Origin of the sequence: Pedobacter zeae, from assembly GCF_014196715.1 — a bacterium.
Lineage (GTDB): Bacteria > Bacteroidota > Bacteroidia > Sphingobacteriales > Sphingobacteriaceae > Pedobacter > Pedobacter zeae.
The window spans coordinates 1-22,768 of the sequence record NZ_JACIEF010000001.1; the positions used below are offsets into that span (position 1 = coordinate 1).

Below are 22,768 nucleotides of genomic sequence, written 5' to 3' on the forward strand. Positions count from 1 at the left end.
CCCTGATGGCAGCGAAAATCCCTTTTGGGTTAAAGAGGGTTACTTATCCAGGCAATGTTCCCCAAAAGGATTGCAGCGTACAGCAGGACGGAACCTCACCCAAATGTACAGGAAACTGCGCTCCTGATAACAAACTCATAACAGGCAATTCCATCATCACGGCTGCTTAGCTTATAACAGATCCAACAGAAGAAACTACGCGTAACAAAAAGATAAGACTTAGTTATGTTGTCAATTTACCGGATGTAAACCCTGTATGAACTTATTTAAGAGCCTGTGGATAATTTTGATCTCTTTTATGAGCGATTTAGGGCTAAATATGTTAATATCATAAGGTTTGCCGCAATATTTGGTTATCTTTGTTGTTAACAATATATAAACACAAATAATGAGTTTTTTTGCAGATAAAAGAAGGGAAGTAATGGTGCATATAGAAAAATATATGCTGGAGATGATGGATACCTATCTTAAACCAATCGATATAAACTGGCAACCGTCTGATTTTCTTCCCGATTCTACCAGCGATACATTTTATCAGGATATTAGAATATTAAGGGATAATGCAAAAGACCTTTCTTATGATTTAGTAGCTGTATTGATTGGCGATACCATTACGGAAGAAGCTTTACCTACTTACGAATCGTGGTTGGCCATGGTTCAGGGGCCAAGCATGAAAGAAGACGGCGGCTGGATGAAATGGAACAGGCACTGGACGGCTGAGGAAAACCGTCATGGCGACTTGTTAAATAAATATTTATACCTTTCTGGCCGTGTAGATATGCGCCAAATGGAAATTTCTACACAGTACCTTATTGCAGATGGCTTCGATATAGGAACGGGGCATGATCCTTACCGTAACTTCATCTATACCTCTTTTCAGGAAATGGCTACCAATATTTCGCACAGAAGGGTTGCTTCTTTAGCGAAAAAAAGTGGTGATACCTTATTATCAAGAATGTGTGGTGTTATTGCATCTGATGAAGCCAGACATGCCAAAGCCTATAAAGATTTTATGAACCGCATTTTCGAAGTTGATCCAAGTGAAGCGATGCTGGCTTTTGAAGATATGATGCGTAAAAAGATTGTAATGCCGGCACATTTCCTACGTGAAGTTGGTCTGAAAATCGGTCAAACTTTTGGGCATTTTACCGATGCTGCACAACGTTTAGGCGTTTATACGGCGGTTGATTATGTCGAAATTATGCAGCAATTAATTGTTGATTGGAAAATTGAAGGTATGCGCGATTTAAATGAAGCCGGTGAAAAAGCCCGCGATTATATTATGGCTCTGCCTTCGCGTTTACTGAGGGTTGCAGAACGTATGAAAAACCCAACCATTGATTATAAATTTAGCTGGATTGCCGGCTAAAAGCAATTGAGAGATATAGAGCCCTGATGTTAAACCATCGGGGCTTTTTTATGCGTTTTCGTCTTTTCAAGGGATAATTTATTGTATAAAAATCAATACGGGTGGCAGCCCTCTCCGGAATCGTCATTTCAAGCGGAGTGCAACGCAGTTGAGAACCTGAAGGCTTTGCGCAGCTAAATCTGCCTTGAGATAGATCGCTCCACTCTGCCATGCCCCGGTCGGGATGATGAAAAACCTAATAATAAATATCGCCCTGTTTAGCAAAGTGGAATCCATTTTTTAAAACCTGTTTTTGATAGGTTGGATCCCAAAGCAGGGGATTGGTATGGTTGAAATGGATAAAGAAAATTTTATTTTTGACATTAGGGGATTCCATACTGAATAATTTTTCTGTTTCGGTTACCAATGGATGCGGAACTTCAGCAATTGGCCTGTTCCCTAATTCGGTATTGCTATAAAAGGTAGCATCGATCATTGCAATATCTACCTTTTTTACTTCATCAATGATATTTTTATTCCATTTGCTCCATTTGTCAATATCGGGGATAAACAGGTATTTTTTAGTTGGTGTTTCGATTTTAAAACCGGCAGTTTCTGAAAATTCGTCCCTGTGCGGAACAGTAAAGGCTGTTATTTTATTGTTGGCAATATCGATAGACTGATCATCGCTCAATGTAACCAGGTTAATGTTGTTGAGCTTGGCCAATTGGCTCCAGGGACCGTTTTGTTCAAGAAAAGACTTTAATTTAGGAAGCGTATAAACTTTTAAACGGTTGGCAGACATTACCTCCCGGCCAAATTCCATCAGGCCAGTGTAGTGACCGATGTGGGCATGGGTAATAAAAATGCCTTCAGGTAAATAGGGATAAGCCTCATTGGTTCTTTTTCGAAAATCCTGAAGCTGTAATTTAATATCAGGAGTAGCTTCAAAAAGCCACCATTTTTTGCTTTTCGGATCAACCAAGGCAAGTGAAACCACATTTTTTCTTAATTTTTGGTTTTTCCAGGCCAATGTACAGCAATTTTTCTGACAGCCCATGTGTGGATAACCCCCGTCTTGGGCAACACCCAATACTAAAACATAGGGAGATTGGATTGTTTCCTGTGCCCAGGTTTTGAAGGAAAAAACAACTACGAAAAATAATAGTATAGCTTTCATTTACATGTTTCTTCTGTATTGTCCACCTACCTCGTAAAGGGCCTTGCTGATTTGGCCTAACGAACAGACCTTACAAACCTCCATCAACTGTTCGAAAATATTATCGCCGGCAATGGCTGATTTTTGAAGCTGTTTTAATAATTCACCAGCATGGCCGGCGTTACGTTTCTGGAATTTCTGCAAGGCCAAAATCTGGTATTGTTTTTCATCTTCCGTAGCACGAATCACCTCACCCGGCACAATAGTAGGGGAACCATTTTTGTTTAAAAAGGTATTTACTCCAACAATTGGGTATTCGCCCGTATGTTTCAGGGTTTCGTAATACAAACTTTCTTCCTGTATTTTTCCACGCTGATACATGGTTTCCATGGCACCCAAAACCCCTCCACGATCGTTAATGCGTTTAAATTCGGCTAAAACGGCTTCTTCTACCAGATCTGTTAATTCTTCGATGATGAAAGCACCCTGTAGCGGATTTTCGTTCTTGGCAAGGCCCAATTCACGGTTGATGATCAATTGTATGGCCATAGCCCTTCTCACCGATTCTTCGGTAGGCGTGGTAATGGCTTCATCATAAGCATTGGTGTGAAGGGAGTTACAGTTATCGTAAATAGCATATAAAGCCTGCAATGTGGTTCTGATATCATTAAAATCGATTTCCTGGGCATGCAAGGAACGACCCGACGTTTGAATGTGGTACTTAAGTTTCTGTGAACGGTCGTTCCCTTTGTATTTATTTTTGATAGCTTTGGCCCATATTCTTCTGGCTACGCGACCGATAACAGCATATTCAGGATCAATCCCGTTGGAGAAGAAGAAGGAGAGATTCGGCGCAAAATCATCGATATGCATCCCCCGGCTTAAATAATATTCTACAAAAGTAAAACCATTGCTGAGGGTAAAGGCCAGTTGAGAAATGGGATTGGCCCCGGCTTCTGCTATGTGGTAACCCGAAATAGATACCGAATAAAAATTCCGTACTTTTTTGTCGATAAAGTATTTTTGAATATCGCCCATCATTCGAAGGGCAAATTCGGTAGAAAATATACAGGTATTCTGCGCCTGATCTTCTTTTAAGATATCTGCCTGAACGGTTCCCCTTACCGAACCGATGGCTTTTGCCTTAATCTGCGCATAAACATCGGCTGGCAGAACCTGGTCGCCGGTAACACCTAGAAGCATTAAGCCTAAACCATTATTCCCTTCTGGTAAAGTGCCATTATATGACGGTTTTTCGATGTTTTTAGAAGCATATATCGCATCAATTTTAGCCTGAACTTCTTTGGTCAAGCCGTTTTCGATAATGTATTTTTCACATTGCTGATCAATTGCGGCATTCATGAAAAAGCCCAGCAACATTGGCGCCGGTCCGTTAATGGTCATGGATACCGATGTAGATGGCGCACAAAGATCAAAACCTGAATATAGTTTTTTGGCATCATCCAAAGTGGCAATGCTCACGCCCGAGTTACCGATTTTGCCGTAAATATCAGGGCGCAAATGCGGATCTTCGCCATAAAGGGTAACCGAATCAAAAGCTGTAGACAAACGATGAGCCGATTGCCCCAGTGAAACATAATGGAAACGTTTATTGGTCCGTTCGGGGCCACCTTCACCGGCAAACATACGGGTAGGGTCTTCACCATCGCGTTTCAGCGGAAATACGCCTGCAGCATAAGGAAACTCGCCTGGCAGGTTTTCGGTTAAGAGCCACCTTAAAATGTCGCCCCAATCTTCGTAACGGGGCAGCGATACCTTTGGAACCTGAAGCTTTGAAAGCGATTCATAAAATAAAGGTTGTCTAATTTCTTTATCGCGCACCTTATAAATAAAAAATTCTTCTTTATAAGCCTTTTTGGTATCTGGCCATTGGCGTAATAACCTTTTGCATTCGCCATCGAGCTGTTCTTCGAAGAATTGATAGGTCGCATTTAGGTTTTTTGACACCCCGTTATGCTGCCCTCCCTCTACGAGAGGGGAATTAGGATCATTTAATAAATCGATTACACCTTTGAGCTGGTACATTTTCCGGGCAATGTTGGCCTGTTTAGTTACCCACTCATTGTATACCTGGCTCGATTCGGCAATTTCGGCCAGGTAACGGATACGATCAGGTGGTATGATGTAGATTTTTTCGGACTGATCTGAAGTTAATTCCATTTTGGCCTGAAAATCTGTTCCGGTTTTAACTTTTATTTGCTCCATTAAGGCCACAAATAAGTTATTCATGCCGGGATCGTTAAACTGCGAGGCCATGGTGCCGTAAACAGGTATTTCGTCGTCTTTGGCGTCGAAAATGTTGTGGTTACGTTTGTATTGTTTTCGTACATCGCGCAGGGCATCCAAAGCCCCTCTTTTATCAAATTTGTTGATGGCTACAAGATCGGCAAAATCGAGCATATCGATTTTTTCGAGCTGGGTAGCCGCCCCGAATTCGGGAGTCATTACGTATAATGAAACATCGCAATGTTCGGTAATTTCGGTATCAGATTGGCCAATACCTGAGGTTTCTACAATAATCAGGTCATAGCCTGCAGCTTTACAGATATCAATGCTTTCCTGCACGTTTTTAGATAAGGCAAGATTAGCCTGGCGTGTGGCCAGGGAGCGCATGTATACCCGGGGGTTATTGATGGCATTCATCCGGATACGGTCGCCGAGTAAAGCCCCACCTGTTTTTCTTTTTGAAGGATCGACAGAAATAATGGCCAGGGTTTTGTCTTTCACCTCAACCAAAAAACGACGGACCAGTTCATCTACCAGGGATGATTTTCCGGCACCGCCGGTTCCAGTAATGCCTACAATTGGGGCAGTGTTATTTTTGGAAAGTTTCTTTAATTCATCAACAAATTTTTGGGCACCTTCAGGATCATTTTCTGCAACAGTAATAGCGCCAGCGATGGCTTTTATGTCTTTTGTTGGGATGGTTTCCAGCTCGTTTGTAATATTGGTTTTGGTTACAAAATCAGTTTGTATAAGCATATCATTGATCATGCCCTGTAAACCCATTTTACGGCCATCATCGGGAGAGTAGATCTTAGCAATTCCGTAAGCCTGCAATTCCTCAATTTCCGAAGGCAGGATTACACCACCGCCGCCTGCAAATATTTTAATATGGCCCGAACCCCTTTCCTGCAGAAGATCGTACATATACTTAAAATATTCGATATGTCCGCCCTGGTAAGAAGTCATGGCAATACCCTGAACATCTTCCTGTATAGCGCAATTTACAACCTCATCAACCGACCGGTTATGGCCAAGATGGATAACCTCGGCACCGGATGACTGAAGGATACGGCGCATGATATTAATGGTTGCATCGTGGCCATCAAAAAGGGAAGCAGCGGTTACAAAACGGATTTTATTTTTTGGCTTATATATTTCTATTGGTTGCATACATTGGGATTTAAAGGATTGATTTATACAGAAACGACCAATCCGTGTTCCAAATATTTGGTTATGCAAATGTACTAAATTAAGCAGTTTTAAGCACGAATACCCTATACTGTTATGGCTTTTGGTTCAGTTATAATTCCTGTCCAAATTGTAGTAAATAGCCATTATTGTCATAAATGGCAAACTCTCTCATACCATAATCAAAATCTTCTAACGGGTAACAGATCTCGCATTGATCTTTTAAAATTTCCCAAAGCTGTTTAACTTCATTGGTTTTAATGTAAAGGGAGCCACTCATAACCGCTTTGGGCATATTGCGGTGCTCGTTGGGCATGCAGAACATAATTTCTATCCCATCTTTGCTAAGGCTAAACCAGCTAAGATCATCGAATTTTGCCTCACAGGTGAAACCTAAAATTGTTGTATAAAACTTTAGCGTTGCCGGTATATCATGCGACTCGAGCATGGGGGTAAGTTTGATAGCGGTGTATGTTGACATGATCTAAAATAATAAAAATGCGATTTTTACCATACGAGAAATTGGAGAACCAAAATTAATGATTGCCCTATTAAAGATCGTCATTTCGAGCGAAGTGCAACGCAGCCGAGAAATCTAATTAGATAGATCTCTCCATTCCGCTACGCGTCAGTCGAGATGACGATTTCAGTAAAACAAAAAAACTATGCTGGTGAGCATAGTTTTTTAATATTATTTATTGGTGATTTCGGTGATGGGCTCTCCAACTGTTCCGTTGGGTGTTTGGATATGTAACAGCGCAGCTAGTGTTGGTGCAATATCGGTCATGTAATGCATCCGGTTTGTTGCACCCGGTTTAACTCCCCAGCCCATAAAAACCAATGGAATATGCGAATCGTACGGATTCCAATTGCCATGGGTGGTTCCTGTACTGCCACCGTTAAACCAGTTCGGTTGCAAAACATAATAGATGTCGCCGCTTCTGCGGGCATTGTAGCCATTGGTAATCATCTTTTTTTGGATCTCCTGAAGGGTGGCCTGCGATATTTTAGCAATATCTACAGCATTCTGGAAACCATCCAATCTTTTTAGGAATTCAACAGCGGCTGATTTAATCACATCGAAACTCACATCACCTTTATCGGTTTTATCGTGATCAAAAATGATCTGATTGTTCATTGATCTTAAAACTACATTGTTTACCTTAAATTTATCGTTTAAGTAAGCATTTAATTTGTTGGCAATATCTCTGTCGCTAACCACTCCCGAAGGCATTTTATTTTCTTGCATAAAACCCGGCACATGGGCCGCACCATGATCGGCAGTTAAAAATACAGTGTAATTTCCTTTACCAACTTTTTTATCAAGGTAATTGAAAAACTCTTCGAAATCTTTGTCCAAACGTAAATAGGTATCTTCCGCTTCTATCGAATTCGGACCATAGGCGTGACCAATATAATCTGTAGAGGAGCAGCTTACTGCCAAGAAATCGGTGATGTTATCCTGTCCTAAATCTTCCGAAAGGATCGCCAGTTTAGCCAGGTCAAGGGTGATGGTATTGCCATAAGGTGTGCTTCTGATGGCATCGAAATTTTTATCAATGTTTTGGGTTAACTGGTGTGGAAATGTGCTCTGTTTACCTTCGTAAGCTTTCTCATCAGCGGTACTGTTTACATAGGTATTGATGGGATATAAAGTTTCCCAGTTTTTTGCATAAAACTTGTTTGCCAGTTTCAGTTTATTATAATCAGCAATCCAGCCTGGTACTTCTTTCATATAATAGGTACTCGTAATCCAGTTTCCGGTGCTACCCTGGTACCAGTATGCCGCATTTGCAGCATGACCTGCCGGAAGGATTGATCCCCTGTCTTTTAACGAAATACCGATTACTTTGCCTCTAAAATTGGTTGCTAACCTCAATTCATCGGTTATGGTGGTGGTTAGCATATTTTTGGGCGACATATTACCTTCTGATGAGGGGGTACTGCCAACTGTTGATACGGAAGAATCTTCTGTACAGTATACATTTTTTTTAGTTTCAGGATCATACCAATCGTTACCGATAATGCCATGAACAGCCGGAACTGAACCCGTGTAGATGCAGGTATGGCCGCAGGCAGTATAGGTAGGGGTGTAAGGAATAAAAGTATTTTCTACTGAAAAACCTTCATTTATTAATCTTTTAAAACCACCATTGGTATACCGGTTATAGTAACGGTATAAATAATCCCACCGCATTTGATCAACCACCAGGCCTACCACTAATTTAGGACGGGCTACCTCGGCAGGGAATGCTTTTGGCTGTGCAGGGATAGTTTTTTTAGTCTGGGCAGAAGAGAGAGAAACTGAAAAAATAGATATAGAAAAGATTAGAAAGGAAATTTTCTTCATTGTGTTTTAGTTAAAGGGCTAAATTAACAACTTTTAAGTGAAGATATTTTGAAGTTAATGTAAAGATTTTATATCGCTTCGGCCACTACAAAAGTGCTTCCACCAATATAAACAAGGTCTTTTGCCCCAGCTGATTGAATAGCCATGGCTTTGGCTTCGGCTACAGATGAATAAGTGTTTCCTTTTAAGCCAAACCCGGCGGCCTGGTCGGCAAGTTCGTTAGCGGCTAATCCCCGTTCTAAATCGGGTTTGCAAAAATAATAAGACGCATTTTTGGGCAGTAGAGCTAAAACCTTCGAAATATCTTTGTCTTTAACCATTCCGAAAACGATATGCAGGTTTTGGTAAGGTGTTTGGCTGATGTTTTTGATTACTTCGGCAATACCGGCTTCATTGTGTCCCGTATCGCAAATTACTAACGGATTTTTACTTAAAGTTTGCCAACGGCCCTGTAATCCGGTCTGTTTTTTAACCTGACTTATGCCTTTGTAAACGTTTTGCACATCGGTTTTGATTTCGGTTTGGGCATTCAGTACGGCCAGTGTTTCTAAAACCGTTAAAATATTTTTATGCTGATAAACACCGGTGAGGTCGCTTTGCAGGTTTTTATATTTAATTTCTTCGCCCTGATAAACCGATAATGACAATTTATTATTTGCCAGTTTAAAATCGAGGGCAGTTAAAACCTGATCGGCAAAAACGATTGGCGCATTCATTTCTGTGGCCTTTTTGTTAAATACTGGCGCCGATGCTTCGTGGGTTTCGCCGATTACAACAGGTGTGTCTTTTTTGATAATGCCGGCCTTTTCGCCGGCAATTTCTGCCAGGGTGTTACCCAGCATATTGGTGTGGTCTAAACTGATATTAGTAATTACCGAAGTAAGCGGACTAATGATGTTGGTCGAATCGAGGCGGCCACCTAAACCCACTTCGATAACGGCAATATCCACCTGGTGCCTGGCAAAACAATCGAAGGCGAGGGCTACTGTAACTTCAAAAAATGAAGGCTCGACCTTTTCAATGAGTTGTTTCTGATTTTTAACAAAAGCAATCACTTCGGTTTTGCTGATCATCTTTCCATTGATACGAATGCGCTCACGGAAATCTTTTAAATGAGGAGAAGTATATAGTCCGGTTTTATAACCCTGCGCTTGTAATACGGAAGCCAACATATGTGAGGTTGATCCTTTTCCGTTTGTACCGGCCACATGGATGCTTTTAAATTTATCCTGCGGATTATCCAAAGCATTGCATAGGATGATGGTATTGGTTAAATCTTTTTTAAAAGCAGAGGCGCCAACGCGGGTAAACATCGGAAGTTTACTGTATAAAAAATCAAGCGTTTGTTGGTAGTTCATAATATGCGTCAAATATAAGTTGACTAGAGTGATTATGGAACGAAATGTTCAATATTTTCATCTGCGATTAAGTCAATTCATGTTTACCTGAAATTTAATTTAGTTTATGTCTGATTTTATCATGATAAATGAAAAACGAACTAAAATTATCCCTAATCTTTAAGATTTTTCGCCCTTCATTTTTTTTAAAATAGATAATATTTGATTGAAAATTTTTAACCAAATCAATTAAACAATGAAAAACTTATTAATTACCTGCTCAGCACTAACCATGCTGCTAATAGGCGGGTGCAAAAAAGCAGTCGTACAAGCTACTGAAAGCTTGTCAAATCAAAAACTAAGCAGACATGCCAGTAATCTTATCAGCGTTGTAGGAACCATTTACTATGTTGATCCTTTAGGAGATGATAATAATAATGGGACGAGTATCAGTACCCCCTGGAAAACCATTAGCAAAGTAAATACGATTACTTTTGCACCCGGCGATCAGATTTTATTTAAAGCGGATGGTGTTTGGACCGGAAATCTTGCCCCTTTGGGTTCCGGAAGTGCAGGAAGCTCAATTGTTATTGGTCAGTATGGAACAGGTAGTAAGCCGGTTATAAATGGTGGTGGATTAACCAATGGTTCAGTAACACTTTTGCTTAACAACCAATCTTTTTGGGAAATTAATAACCTTGAAATTACCAATACAGTAACCTTAGGACAACAATACACCGTTACAGGCATTAAAGTAAATAATTCTGGTGCTACGGCAGCTAGCAATATTACGATCAATAACTGTTACGTACATAACGTAAATGCTACGGGTTTTGGTACGCCCAATTACAATAAGGGTTCGGGCGGAATTATCTTTACCGGCCTGATTAATAATGTGCTGGTTTTAAACTGCCATGTTAAAGATTGCGACATTGAAGGAATCAGAACATCCAGCTCAGTAAAAGCAGATAATGTAGTATTTGAAGGTAATTTAATTGAAAATATTTATGGTGATGGCATTGTATTAAACGGGGTTAAAAATTCGAAAATTACGCATAATGTTTTACGTAATACCTGTAAAAGCGATGCGGCTAATTATGCTGCCTGCTGGACTTATAATAGTTTAGGTACCATTATTTCTTACAATGAAGTTTCGGGCATTAAAGGTGGCGGACCGTATGACGGACAGGCTTTTGATGCAGATATTGATACCAACGGAGACATTTTTGAATATAATTACTCGCATGATAATGACCGTGGTTTTATGTTATTTATGCCAAGCGCTCAAAATATTATTGTTAGATATAATATTAGTGTAAATGATGTGAAGAATGCCAATTCTTCTCCAAGCGGTTCGAAACTTATTAATTATACCTCAAATTATACCACCAATAAAATATACAATAATACTTTTTATACGAATGACAGCTTTACCAGAATATTTCAATACACCAATACTGCCAGTACTTTTGCGTTTAACAGCACATTTAGCAACAATATCATTTATGCTACGGGAACCATTACAAGATTTTCGGACAAACCAATAATGGCATCCGCTGTTTTTAAAAATAATTGTTTTTATCCTCAGTCTATCACTGCGGTAAATGGCCCTGCTGGAACTGTTTCAGGCAATACTTACGCCGACCCGAAATTTAATAATGCATCTGCAACAGGCGGACCTGCAGATTTTAAATTGCAAAAAACTTCTCCTCTAATTGCCGGGGCAGTTAATTTTACTAATAATGGAGGAATTGATTATTTTCAAACTAATCTTCCCTTAAGCAATCCAGATGTGGGTTTTGCTCAAAGCTCTTACCCATTTACAGGATTTATTGCTAACGCTGATACCTATGTAAGAAACGGTACCTATGCTGACAATAATTATGGTACTGAAAGTACGTTTATTGTAAAATCTGATGCAAACTCTTATGCCAGAAAAGCCTATGTTAAATTTGATTTTTCTGCACTGCCTAGTACTATGGTTTCTAATGCGAGATTGGTTTTAAACGCTTCATCAGTAAATACAGATCCCTCCAGAACAATAAGTGTGTATACTGCCGCAACAAATACCTGGACTGAAACCGGATTAACCTGGAATAATGCACCCTTAAGTAATCCATTGGTTAATAGTTTTGTAGCCTATGGAGCTGATAATTATTCAATTGATGTAACCAGTGTAATCAACCAAAACCTAAGTACAGGTAATAAAATTATAACCTTTGTATTGATCAATAATGCTCCTGCAAGTAGTAAAAGCGACATTTATTTTACCAGCAAAGAACAGACGAGCAATAAGCCTCAGCTCAATATCATTTTATAGCGGTCATAAGAAAGCCCGATAAATATCGGGCTTTCTTATGATGCTGATCGGGTATTGTTCTACTTCACTTTAAAGTTGAAGACCACTACACCGGTTTGGTTATCGCCACCAATTTCGGTTTTACTTAAGGAAGATTCCATTACAGCTTTGATACATTTGTTTACCAGTTCGGTATCGGTAATGGTAGAGCCTTTAAGTTCCTGGTTGGCGCGGATGATATCGCCATTTCTATTGAAATAAATCCGGATGGCTATTCTACCCGTTTTCTGTCCGTCGTCTTGTGGTACCACCAGATTGGAGAAATGTCTTAAAGCAATGGGTTTATTTCCAAATCCCGAACCGCCATCGCCGTAATTGTTAGATAGGGGATCGCCGTTAACCGAGCCTTGATTTCCTGCGGTTGTTCCTGTTCCGTCTCCCTTACCCTGACCGGTATTCTTTTTACCCTTATAAAGCGCATTTTGATTAATTACCGGTTTTGCAGGTTGATCTTCGGTTACCGTAGTTGGCGCAACTTTAGTGGGTTTGGTCGCTTTTGTATTTACTGCAATTGCATCTTCGGTATTCTGTGTCTGGATTTCCTTGTTGCTGCTTTCAGTAGCGGTAGTTGGGGTAACCTTTTCTTCGGGCGTTACCTTTTCGGGTGCTTTACCGTTTGCATTTGGATCTGCCGATGGTTCTTCGATGCTGGTATAATCATCGCCCATGCCTTCAGCCGAAGTTCCATAATTTACTACCATACCACCCATGCCCAGCTCTTCAGGTGGCTGGAAAGAACCAATCACAATAAAAAAACTGATTAACAACAAAAAGCCCATAATACCGCTTGCTATCGCAATGGCCTTTGGATAGTTGTTTTCTTCCTGAGGTACATTTTGTGCTTTGTAGTTCATTATTTTTTAGGCTCAACGGCTACAACAAGTTTCAATTTTAATTTGTTGGCAATATCGTTTACCACAAATCCATCCTGATACGTCACATTACGCGAAACATATAAAAGAATGGTCATATCAGGAGCCAGTTTTTGGTACGATGCCAGGGTAGGCTCCAGTTCTTCAATACTAACCGGTTTCTTTTCAACGAAATATTTAAGGTTTTCGTCTATGGTAACTGTAACCGCTTTTTTGGCAGTCGATTGCTGCCCGCTTGATGATTGCGGCAGCAATAATTTAACTACGGTAGGATTTACCACAGCTGAGGCCAATAGGAAGAATAGCATCAGGAAGAACATAATATCGTTCAACGCTGAAGTATGTACTTCTACCGATCCTTTTGTTCTTTTGCGTAAATTCATTATTTGCCCGGTTCTTCTAGTAAATCAATAAAATCAATCGCATCGGTTTCCATCTTAAGGATGATTTTCTCCACCATGATGTTTAAAATGTGGTAAAGTACGTAAGCAATGATACCGATAATCAATCCGGTTGCAGAGGTGATCATTTTGGTGTATAAACCACCTGAAATGGTTCCGATTTCGATGGCACCTTTAATGGATACCTGGTGGAAGATGGTAATTACCCCCACAATGGTTCCAACGAAACCAAGCATTGGTGCAATACCGGCAACAATGCCTAATATGCTGATGTTTTTCTCCAGCTTGGAGACCTCTAATTTCCCCACGTTTTCGATGGCTCCTTCAATATCTTTAATAGGACGACCAATACGTTTCAACCCTTTTTGCAACATGCGCGAAAGGGGAGAATTGTTGCTCCTTAGAAGAGACATGGCTCCGTCTAAATTTCCCGACTGGATATAAGACCTGACCTGAACCATCAGATTGGCTTCATCTTTAGTGGCTTTTTTTATAGTTAAATAACGTTCAACAAAAATAATTAAGGCTAAAAAGGCAAGGAAAGCCAAGGGGATCATTACCCAACCCCCTTTAAAAAGAAGATCGATGAAATGTAATTGCTCCTGTGGTTGTGTTACTGCCTGGTTTAGCGCATTTGCGGTGTCTTGTAATGCTTTTGTGGTGTCCTGAATTAATAAATTTATCATTTTGGTTGTGTGTTGTTAAAAATCTGCTGTACGTAAAAGCCTTTTCCTTTTAGTTTTTTCTGTAAAACCTCTTTTTGTGCTTTTGCTTCTTCTTCTGTGGCAAAGCTTGCTATACTTACCTTTTTCCATGGCCCTGCCATGTTTGCAATTTTGGCATTTATGCCACGGGTTTTCATGATGGCAATGTATTTTTCGGCTCCTTCAACAGTTTTATAAGAGGCTGCAATAACATCAAACGTAGAAGGACCACGGTTTGGTACAATTTTATCGTCTTTTGGTTTTTCAACAGGTGCATTAACCGATGTTTTTACTGCAGGCTTAACTGTTGTTTTTGTATTGGTGTCTGTTTTTTTCTGAACCTGGTTGGCCTTTAAAATGCTATCGGTTTTGGCCACCGAATCGCTCTTTATTTTGGCAGAGTCAACAGTTGCTTTTGGCGAATCGATCACTGCAGGTACTGCTTTAGCTTCCTCGGTTTTACCGTTAAAAATTTCGGGCTTAACCAGGTAGGTAATGGCTGCGGTAATCACCAAAATTAAAATAACGATGGTTACTTTTAACCAGGCAGACATACCGGGTTGTGGTTCCTGATCGTGTAGAATCGGATCGTGACCAAAACGGTTTGGGTGTTCGGCATGTTGTTCTTTAATAAAGGCAGGTGCCTCTATTACCGGTTCGCTGTGTTTAACTTCCTCTTCCAGGTGGAGATAAGTTTTTGGTTCTTCAGTTTCCGGCCGGAGTGAGAAACGGCCAGTGTATTCCCTTTGCGGTATAACTGTTTCGATAGCCTCAGCTGGATCTTTTTCTCCTTCCGTTTCAGGTGTATGTCCAAAACGTCCGGGATTTTCTTCGTGCTGCTTCACCACAGATTCAGGAACTTCAACGGTCGGTTCCTCAACAGTTGCGCGAACTTCAGGTACTGTTGTATTTTCTTTTACTTCATCTTCCTTTTCAACAGGTGCAGGGGTTTCTTCAGCCTGAGGTTCTTCCGAAATATTTTCTACTTCCTGTTCTGTCGTATTCTCAGGAGTTTCTATTTTATTTTCGGCATCAGCAGCAGCTATCCCTTCAGCCGACTGCTGTTCTGCAGCAACATTTTCTATTTCCGATTCTGGCGCATGTCCAAAACGGTTTGGATGTTCTTCATGTTGCTCCTTAATAAAATCAGGTGCTTCGGTAATTTCCTCCGCACGGCTTTCTGAATGTTGTAAAGTATGTTTAAGGTCATCCTTTACTTCATCCAGTTCTATATTTTCAATAACAGGGTGATGGTAAGATTTATTTTCGAACGGAGAAGGTGCAACTGGCGCCTCCGCAATTTCGTCGTATACTTCTTCCTCTTCTTTCGGTAAATCTGTTTTTGCTTCTTCTGTTGCAGTTTCAGGTAAAGCAGGCAGACCGTAATATTCAGAGCCGTAATTGATGTTCTTTACCGGTTCGAAATCAAGTCCCTGTTCGGTGAAAAATAATCGACCGGTTTTTTCCAGTTCGATCTCGTGGTCCAACTCCAGTTTTTCGTTTACCTCATTAACAAACTGTTCGATGTAATACCTTGCACTGTCATCAGAGATATTTCTCCTGGCTGAAATGAAACCTGTTAAAGCTTCTTCTTCGGTTACTTCGGTCGAAAACTGCAGCGTATATCCGGGAGGCAAAAACGTTTGTTTTTCCTTATCGTATCTTCCCGGGTATTTTTTTTTATAAAAAGTGCCCAAGCCGGTAATACCAACTTCTTTGCGTTGCTGCAAGAGTTCTAATAGGTATGATAAGATATCCATTCGGATAAAATTAAGCGTTTTAAAATTAAAAATTGTATTCTACCTTCAAATAGTGTTAAGGCTGTTTAAAACATCCTATTCCAAAAGGGAGATCAAAACGGGTACAGTTTTGTTATTTTGATCCTGAAAAAAATCAATTTTCTAAACCAATACCTGTATCCGTGCAAAGATAACGGTTACAAAGATAGAAATGGTATGCTAGTAAGCAAATGGCTAAATCGATATAATGCCGAATTTGGAGATAAAGCCTAAGCAACAGAAGTGTTTGTGGTAAAAAAGCTTGTGGAGAAAATAAAGATTGGGTGATCAAAATAGGCTGTATCATATTAACCTTAAGGTATACAACAACTTTTACAAACTGTCTTATCCTGAATTTACCTGAGGATTTATTGCACAGCCTGTAAGCATTAAGCCCGCCCCATCAACGGGCCTTGTACAACCATTTGATCTTTGATACAGCCTATTAAGTTTTTAGGAGGAATTACAAACAAGGAACCGTTGTAGACCAATCGCTACTCTCCATATTCACGAGACTAGCGGTGTGGCCATGTCCGGTTGCATCGGCCACGGTAGTTCCCGTTCCTTCGTCAAATTTCCAATAAGCTTCTAAATTGGTGCTTGTTGAGCTTACACTGCACTTATTGGCCGAAATTGTCGACTGTGCCAAGGCTGATTTCCAAACCCGAAATTCGTCGAACTGGCCATTAAAACCCCGGTTGGCATCCCAGCTTCTCGAAATCTGGAATGTGCCATTGGCAACGATGGTACCCGTTGCACTCAAGCTGGCATCTAAAGTTCCGTTGATATAGATTTTCATGGTCGAGCCATCATAAGTGGCTGCAATATGATACCAGGTATTGGCACTTAGTGCGGTGGTAGAATTTAGTTTTTTAGGCGTTGCACCACCTGTATTGAGCACAAACTGAACTTTATTGTTGGCTAAACCGGCATCACCTAAACGAAGCAAAGCCACATTGGCGTCGCTCACTTCGACACCCATAATGGTGGAGATATTTGGAGCAGTAGTTTTAAAGGAGGTTGGCTTAATCCACGCTTCGTAAGTTAAGCTGCTTCCGGCAAGGTTAAACGTATTCGAATTTAAGTACTCATTTGTACCATCGAAAATCAATGAGCGGTTTGCAGCCGGTGGAGGGGTGCCTCCATTACCATCAATACAGTTTGGTTTCACATCAGTTGAGGCACCGTAAAGTACGTTCGACATGGCAGATAACTTAGTTTGTGAGTTGTTGGCTACATTGTAAACCATTGCACTGGCCAAACCATTGTTTTTTACATAAGTGGCAACAGCTGCCTGGTCGCTATTACCTAAATCCGTACCTAAGCCTAATTTACTTTTTGGCACACCGGCGTTGATATAAGGCTGCAAACGACCAGCATAATTGGTAGAGAAATAAGTTTGCTCAAATACATAATCTAATATATCGCCCAATTTTTGGTTGTTATAAGTAGCGGTAAAATAATTAGCCTGGTTAAATGCAGCCATGGTAATGAGTTTGCCGGTACCCATGCGTGCCCTGAGTGCTGCTGCAGCGAGAACCAATGAACCATCATTTGCGGTACAGGTAGAATATTCGTCATCAATATCAATTCCATCCAAACCATATTGTTGTACCGCATTGGCACACTGAATGGCAAAGGCATCAGCCTGGGCATAAGAGGTAAAACAACCCCAGCCTGCATTTTGATGGTTTCCAAGCACATCGAGCAGAACTTTTATTCCCAACGATTTAAGGTAAGCTACCTTGCCCGAATTTAAAGTTTCCTGTACCTGTGGATTGAAGTAAAGGGTAGGGGTGCCATTTACCGAATTGATATTGGCCGCGAAAATTACGGAAATACCAAATAATTGACTGGCTGAGGTACCGTAGGTATAACAGCCGGGATTGACAAAATTATTGCTGTTTACCTCTACATAAGCAGTCATAAACGGACCGGTTAATGCCAGGGCAGAGGCATTGGTTGCGGCTCTGGCTGTTCCTTTGGTGTTCAATAGGTTGTCTTCTTTTTCAGAACTGGCTTTTTTGCAAGCATACAACAAGGCGAAAGCTGTTAACAGCAGTACGCCGAAAACGGTTAGTTTTCTCATAAGTTTAAAGATTTTGGTTAGAAATTGGTTTTTATAAAAATGGTAGGATAACTTTCGTCACCCTACCTGAAATATTGGCCTGTTAGAAGTTTGCTTTATTCACATCCCACCATAACCGGGTACCGCCGTTGTCTGGTCCACCTAAAAGGCCAACCGCTTTAACCACCTCGGCGCTGTTTCCGTTACCATACTCGGTTGCCGGGTAGGGCAATCTTCTGATCTGGGTTTGGGAATTTATAGTTCCACCACTGTTATTGTTGGCTACAGTAAATAATTTAGGGTAACCTGTGCGCCTGTATTCGCTCCAGGCTTCCTGTCCGTCAGGGAAAATGGCCAGCCATTTTTGGGTGATAATCCGTTCCAGTTTTTGTTCATTGGTAGCTGTAGGGTCCCATGTAATGGTAATTGTACTTACCGCTGCAGCATTGTTTGCAGGGTTTTTCGGATCTGTATAACCGGTTTGCTTGCTGCTTGCATCAGCAAGATAGCTGCCAGCGGCAACATTCCATTGCTGAAAGGATGTGGTAATGCCGGTTTCATAATTGGTTTGTGCATCCCCGGCACCAGTCCAGCCACGTAAGGCGGCTTCGGCTTTCAAAAACCATACTTCTGCAGCGGTCATTAAAATCTGTGGCGCTTTTTGTCCGATAACTGATTTCGTCGGATCTGTAGAATTCAGGCTGGAATAGGTTTTGTATCCTGGTTTGCCCAAGCCGCCAGAAGAAGTGTTTGCCCCCGATCTGATCCCCACATATTGGCCCTTAAATAGGGGATCGGTAGCCGGTGTGGCATAAACAGGCAAACGCGGATCATTATATCCCACTAAATAGGTTTGCAGGGCTGCTCCTAATGCATTATCGCCATCATAGGCAACAGTAACTATCCATAGGTCATTATCTCTTGTACCAGACTGTGCTACGGCCGCATTATCAGCCGCAGTGGTTAATAAACCTCCGGGTGCGCCCAAGGCTTTTTCGCCCTGTAATTTGGCTGTAGTGGCATCGGCTTTAACTATACGCATGGCTAAACGTAAGCGTAAAGAATTGGCCAGTTTTAACCATTTTACAGGATCGCCTGCATAAATCAGGTCGCCTTTATCATAGAAAGCAGTTTTACCCGGATTTGCACTGATGTATGCCTGTAAGTTATTGGCTGCGGTATCTATTTGCTTAAAAAATGCATCATAAATGGTTTTTTGATCGTTATACGGTGTTGATACCAGTGATGATCCAGCTGTAGTATACGGAATAGGCCCAAACTTATCCGTTACCCTGCTCATGGCCATCACCTGAACCAAAAGGGCAATTCCCCAGGCTTCAGGCGATTTAGTTTTAACCTGGCTCTGACCAATTTTGGATATTGGCGCCATTACATAGTTGTACTGATCGTTAAAACCGGCACTGTTCCAGCCATCGTTCAGCGAGTAGTTCATATTATTAATCCCTCCGCCAAAAGGTGTAGGTGCCATCATATAACCGCTAAAAGCATCGGCGCTCAGGTTTTGTGCAATCTGGTAGTTATGGAAAATCTCCTGCTCAATTGGACCGATTGCCGATTTTAAAAGCGAAGTGGTCTGCTCAGGAGAAAGTGCTGTCGGGTTGGTGTTAAAATCTTCAAAGTTTTTTGTACATCCAAAATTTAAGGCCATTAAAGATGCCAGCAAAACAGCCGACAATCCTTTAATCCTGTTATTTGATGATTGATAATATATAGTTTTCATGTTGTTTTTTGAATAGAATTAAAATGATACGTTTAGATTGAAACCTAAACTGCGGGTAGCAGGCTGGTTAAAAACGTCTATACCCGATAAGCCATTCCCGGTTGACATGGTGATCTCTGGATCGAAAGGAGCCTTTTTATAGAAATAAAACAGGTTTCGGCCGGTAACAGAGAATTTAACACTTTTAAATGTTTTACCCGTTAATGGCAGGGTATAACCTAAAGCAGCTTCTCTTAAACGTACAACTGTAGCGCTATAGATATATTCGCCCGATACGCCCGATCTGCCACCAACAAATGAATAATAAGCCTGTGGGTTAACTGTTGTTGATACTGCATTACCTTTGGTGTCTACACCGTCAATTTTAACACCACCCTGAGCCCTTGCATTACCGGTCGCTTCAGATACACCTGCTTCGTCCATTAAAGCTTCGGTAAGCGATAATACCTGTCCGCCGAATTTACCGTCAACCAGGAAACTTAAGCTAAAATCCTTGTAGTTGAAACTGTTGTTCCATCCCAACTGGAATTTTGGATTAGGGTTACCTACGTAATTAAATTCTTTACTTTTTAGTGGTGTATATGGCGAAGCGGTTGTACCATCTCCACCTAATATGATGCGGTTCTGTGCATCTCTTTGCAAAGTATAGCTATAAATATCGCCATAAGAACCACCTACTTTTAGCCTCGAAATATAAGAAGTATTACCGGCGCCGGTTAAATCTACACTGTTAATTTTATCGGCCGATGCGATATCGATTATTTTGTTCCTGTTTAACGAACCGTTTACTGAAGTATTCCAGTTTAATCCATCACCTTTTACAACATCAGCACCTAAAATAAACTGGAAACCTTTGTTCTCTACATTACCGGCATTCAGGTATCCTGTTGATACCAATGAAGAAGGAGGTGCAACTACAGGGATATATTGGTTTTTGGTATTGGTTTTATAATAGGTAAAGCTGAAATTGATTCTGTTCGATAGGAAGCGTAAATCGGTGCCCACCTCGAACGATTTTGTTCTTTCAGGTTTTAACTCCCTGAATGCTGCATTGGTATTGAAATTTAATGCACCGTCTGATTTTAATGTATTTTGGATAAAAGTAAGATACGGAGGTACAGTATTTCCAACTTCTGCATAAGTTCCTCTTAATTTGGCATAAGTAATGGTTTCAGGAAGTTTAAACATCTGTGAAACAATCAGTGATAGACCCACAGAAGGGTAGAAATAAGAATCGTTCGGTGTATACGATAGGTTAGAAGACCAATCGTTTCTGCCGGTTACCGTTAAGAATGCCCAATCTTTATAGGAAATATTGGCATTACCAAATACGGCCTGTAACTGGCTGTGGTTAGGAACAATTGGTACCACGTTACTGAGTGTGTTTCCTGTATAGGTTCCCGGAAGGGCAACAATGGTGTTCGCAGGCGAAAAGAAATCGACTGCCGAAAGGTTGCCCGCTAAAGATAAGCCTGACGTTTTCTGATCGTTGATACTCCCGCCAATTAGCCCGTTCACTTTAAAATCAGATCCAGTCATCGGAACAGTAAAATTGGCAATTGCATCTACATATTTCTGTACATAAGTTTGGTTGCTCTGTGCAAAATAACCTGTTCCGGTAGAGTTGAAATTGGTTGCAATTCCCGCATACCTGCGATTTTCATAATCGTCGGTAGTGTGATCCATATTTCCCCTAACCTGTACATTTAACCAGGGTGCAACATCGTATTTAACGCTTCCGCTGAATAAAAAACGGTTACGGATTGATGTATTTGGATTTAAATTGGTTAACCACCATGGGTTTTGATTAATATCCTGCGGACCACCTAACCAGTTTTGGCGTGCGCTACCTGTATTGCCGGCCAATAAATACTGATCTTTATATGGGGTTATATCAACACCGCGGGGGAAAAGGTACAAGCCCAATAATGGATTTAAATACAAACCTAAAGAAGGGCTGTTATTGATGCGTTGATTAATGTAGTTTACACTTCCGTCTACCGTTAATTTATTATCAAAAAATCTGGCCGTTTCGCGGAGATTTAAGTTGTTGCGGTTTAACTTATTGCCCGGTTGAATTCCACTGGCATAGGTGTTTGAGTACGAAAAATAGGTTTGCGCTATTTCAGAACCGCCCGATAGATTTATCGCGTTGGAAGTATTAAACCCTGTTTTGAAGAAATCTTTTAGGTTATCTGTTGCATTACTGATTCCTCCACCCCAACTGTCTCTTACCGTAGCTGATGATGGCCCGTAACTGTTCTGGAACTTTGGCTCGTAAGCAATATGATCAAGGGTTACGCCCGATGAAAAACCTATTTCGGTTTTACCCGCTTTGCCCTGTTTAGTGGTAATTAAAATAACACCATTCTGTGCCTGGCTACCGTAAAGGGCCGCTGCTGATGCACCTTCTAAAACCGTAATACTTGCAATATCATCCGGATTAAGGTTGGAGATACCATCACCACCATCCTGACCACCTCCAAATACACTGTTCTGCTGGCCATTGGCATTACCGTTATTACTGATCGGTACCCCGTCAATTACATATAAGGGCTGATTATTACCGCTTATCGAACGGCTTCCTCTTAAAATTACCTTTGCCGAACCACCAACACCAGATGCACTCGGACTAATGGTTAAACCCGCAACTTTACCGTTAAGGGAATTCATTAAGTTCGGACTTTTTACTTTTGATAATTCTTCGCCCGATACCTGTTGCGTATTATAGGTTAATGACTTTTCTGATCTTTTTACCCCCAAGGCCGTTACTACAACGGTTTCGAGATTTTTAGAGTCAGGGGTTAAAGTAACATCAATTGTACCCTGCGTACCCACCGTAACTTCTTTGCTTTGGTAGCCGATAAAAGAGAACACTAAAACATCGCCTGTTTTAGCGGCAATACTGTATTGCCCTGAGGTATTACTTTGGGTGCCGCCCTGTGCCCCCTTTATTGTAATGGTTACACCAGGTAAAGTTGCGCCGTTTTCGTCTTTTACGGTCCCTTTTATCACGTCCTGGTAAACCGAGTAGTAGGAAACTGACCGTTTAAAATGATCTGCTGGAGTAGCTGCATACAGACCCGCCGATGCATAAAGCAATAAGCATGTGAGCTGTAGAGATTTTTTCATATTCATTATGAATAATTTTGAATAAGTATTTGGTTAATTGTTTTTCGCCTTAAGGATTTCCATCCGGGCTGTTTTATAGATAAG

The 22,768-nt window shown here is 40.9% G+C and carries 14 protein-coding genes; 2 read left to right on the forward strand and 12 right to left on the reverse strand.

Features of this window, described 5'->3' with window-relative positions; genetic code table 11:
* Nucleotides 1-388 precede the first annotated feature (388 nt).
* A complete protein-coding gene (locus tag GGQ60_RS00005) occupies nt 389-1,369 on the forward strand; it encodes an acyl-ACP desaturase (RefSeq protein WP_183759349.1) in 981 nt (326 codons plus the stop codon).
* A gap of 235 nt (nt 1,370-1,604) precedes the next feature.
* On the opposite strand, the gene GGQ60_RS00010 is transcribed toward GGQ60_RS00005, so the two are convergent.
* The 5 genes from GGQ60_RS00010 to GGQ60_RS00030 form a co-directional block, all read right to left on the reverse strand.
* On the reverse strand, nt 1,605-2,528 hold the full coding sequence (locus GGQ60_RS00010; protein WP_183759350.1) for an MBL fold metallo-hydrolase: 924 nt from the start codon (nt 2,526-2,528) through the stop codon (nt 1,605-1,607).
* The gene (locus GGQ60_RS00015; RefSeq protein WP_183759351.1) at nt 2,529-5,924 is read right to left on the reverse strand and encodes a methylmalonyl-CoA mutase family protein; all 3,396 of its coding nucleotides are present in this window, start codon (nt 5,922-5,924) and stop codon (nt 2,529-2,531) included.
* Between the two features lie 130 nt (nt 5,925-6,054).
* Nucleotides 6,055-6,423: a VOC family protein gene (locus tag GGQ60_RS00020; protein WP_221235843.1), complete on the reverse strand. Its 369-nt coding sequence runs from the start codon at nt 6,421-6,423 to the stop codon at nt 6,055-6,057.
* Between the two features lie 210 nt (nt 6,424-6,633).
* Entirely contained in the window at nt 6,634-8,292 is a 1,659-nt protein-coding gene (gene pafA, locus GGQ60_RS00025; RefSeq protein ID WP_183759352.1) for an alkaline phosphatase PafA, read from the reverse strand.
* A 68-nt stretch (nt 8,293-8,360) separates the two neighbouring features.
* Nucleotides 8,361-9,650, reverse strand: a complete 1,290-nt coding sequence (locus GGQ60_RS00030; protein ID WP_183759353.1) for a bifunctional folylpolyglutamate synthase/dihydrofolate synthase — start codon at nt 9,648-9,650, stop codon at nt 8,361-8,363.
* Nucleotides 9,651-9,885: 235 nt separating this feature from the next.
* Between GGQ60_RS00030 and GGQ60_RS00035 the strand changes: the two genes are divergently transcribed.
* On the forward strand, nt 9,886-11,949 hold the full coding sequence (locus GGQ60_RS00035; protein WP_183759354.1) for a CBM96 family carbohydrate-binding protein: 2,064 nt from the start codon (nt 9,886-9,888) through the stop codon (nt 11,947-11,949).
* Nucleotides 11,950-12,008: 59 nt separating this feature from the next.
* Here GGQ60_RS00035 and GGQ60_RS00040 read toward each other — a convergent pair whose 3' ends face one another.
* The 7 genes from GGQ60_RS00040 to GGQ60_RS00070 form a co-directional block, all read right to left on the reverse strand.
* Entirely contained in the window at nt 12,009-12,842 is an 834-nt protein-coding gene (locus GGQ60_RS00040) for an energy transducer TonB (protein ID WP_183759355.1), read from the reverse strand.
* The gene (locus GGQ60_RS00045) at nt 12,842-13,243 is read right to left on the reverse strand and encodes an ExbD/TolR family protein (RefSeq protein ID WP_025144642.1); all 402 of its coding nucleotides are present in this window, start codon (nt 13,241-13,243) and stop codon (nt 12,842-12,844) included. Before GGQ60_RS00045 ends, GGQ60_RS00040 begins: the two co-directional genes overlap by 1 nt.
* On the reverse strand, nt 13,243-13,947 hold the full coding sequence (locus GGQ60_RS00050) for a MotA/TolQ/ExbB proton channel family protein (RefSeq protein WP_183759356.1): 705 nt from the start codon (nt 13,945-13,947) through the stop codon (nt 13,243-13,245). The genes GGQ60_RS00045 and GGQ60_RS00050 overlap by 1 nt, the downstream gene beginning before the upstream one ends.
* Entirely contained in the window at nt 13,944-15,725 is a 1,782-nt protein-coding gene (locus tag GGQ60_RS00055) for an SPOR domain-containing protein (protein WP_183759357.1), read from the reverse strand. Before GGQ60_RS00055 ends, GGQ60_RS00050 begins: the two co-directional genes overlap by 4 nt.
* Before the next feature lie 481 nt (nt 15,726-16,206).
* On the reverse strand, nt 16,207-17,832 hold the full coding sequence (locus GGQ60_RS00060; RefSeq protein WP_183759358.1) for a LamG-like jellyroll fold domain-containing protein: 1,626 nt from the start codon (nt 17,830-17,832) through the stop codon (nt 16,207-16,209).
* An 82-nt stretch (nt 17,833-17,914) separates the two neighbouring features.
* On the reverse strand, nt 17,915-19,552 hold the full coding sequence (locus tag GGQ60_RS00065) for a SusD/RagB family nutrient-binding outer membrane lipoprotein (protein WP_183759359.1): 1,638 nt from the start codon (nt 19,550-19,552) through the stop codon (nt 17,915-17,917).
* 18 nt (nt 19,553-19,570) lie between these two features.
* Nucleotides 19,571-22,684, reverse strand: coding sequence for a SusC/RagA family TonB-linked outer membrane protein (locus tag GGQ60_RS00070; protein ID WP_183759360.1), 3,114 nt, complete (start codon nt 22,682-22,684; stop codon nt 19,571-19,573).
* Nucleotides 22,685-22,768: the final 84 nt, after the last annotated feature.

Coding starts and splice junctions, on each gene's coding strand:
- GGQ60_RS00065 (WP_183759359.1), bottom strand. CDS start 19,552: ATGAAAACTATATATTATCAATCATCAAATAACAGGATTAAAGGATTG.
- GGQ60_RS00015 (WP_183759351.1), bottom strand. CDS start 5,924: ATGCAACCAATAGAAATATATAAGCCAAAAAATAAAATCCGTTTTGTA.
- GGQ60_RS00060 (WP_183759358.1), bottom strand. CDS start 17,832: ATGAGAAAACTAACCGTTTTCGGCGTACTGCTGTTAACAGCTTTCGCC.
- pafA (WP_183759352.1), bottom strand. CDS start 8,292: ATGAAGAAAATTTCCTTTCTAATCTTTTCTATATCTATTTTTTCAGTT.
- GGQ60_RS00070 (WP_183759360.1), bottom strand. CDS start 22,684: ATGAAAAAATCTCTACAGCTCACATGCTTATTGCTTTATGCATCGGCG.
- GGQ60_RS00005 (WP_183759349.1), top strand. CDS start 389: ATGAGTTTTTTTGCAGATAAAAGAAGGGAAGTAATGGTGCATATAGAA.
- GGQ60_RS00050 (WP_183759356.1), bottom strand. CDS start 13,947: ATGATAAATTTATTAATTCAGGACACCACAAAAGCATTACAAGACACC.
- GGQ60_RS00045 (WP_025144642.1), bottom strand. CDS start 13,243: ATGAATTTACGCAAAAGAACAAAAGGATCGGTAGAAGTACATACTTCA.
- GGQ60_RS00030 (WP_183759353.1), bottom strand. CDS start 9,650: ATGAACTACCAACAAACGCTTGATTTTTTATACAGTAAACTTCCGATG.
- GGQ60_RS00040 (WP_183759355.1), bottom strand. CDS start 12,842: ATGAACTACAAAGCACAAAATGTACCTCAGGAAGAAAACAACTATCCA.
- GGQ60_RS00010 (WP_183759350.1), bottom strand. CDS start 2,528: ATGAAAGCTATACTATTATTTTTCGTAGTTGTTTTTTCCTTCAAAACC.
- GGQ60_RS00055 (WP_183759357.1), bottom strand. CDS start 15,725: ATGGATATCTTATCATACCTATTAGAACTCTTGCAGCAACGCAAAGAA.
- GGQ60_RS00020 (WP_221235843.1), bottom strand. CDS start 6,423: ATGTCAACATACACCGCTATCAAACTTACCCCCATGCTCGAGTCGCAT.
- GGQ60_RS00035 (WP_183759354.1), top strand. CDS start 9,886: ATGAAAAACTTATTAATTACCTGCTCAGCACTAACCATGCTGCTAATA.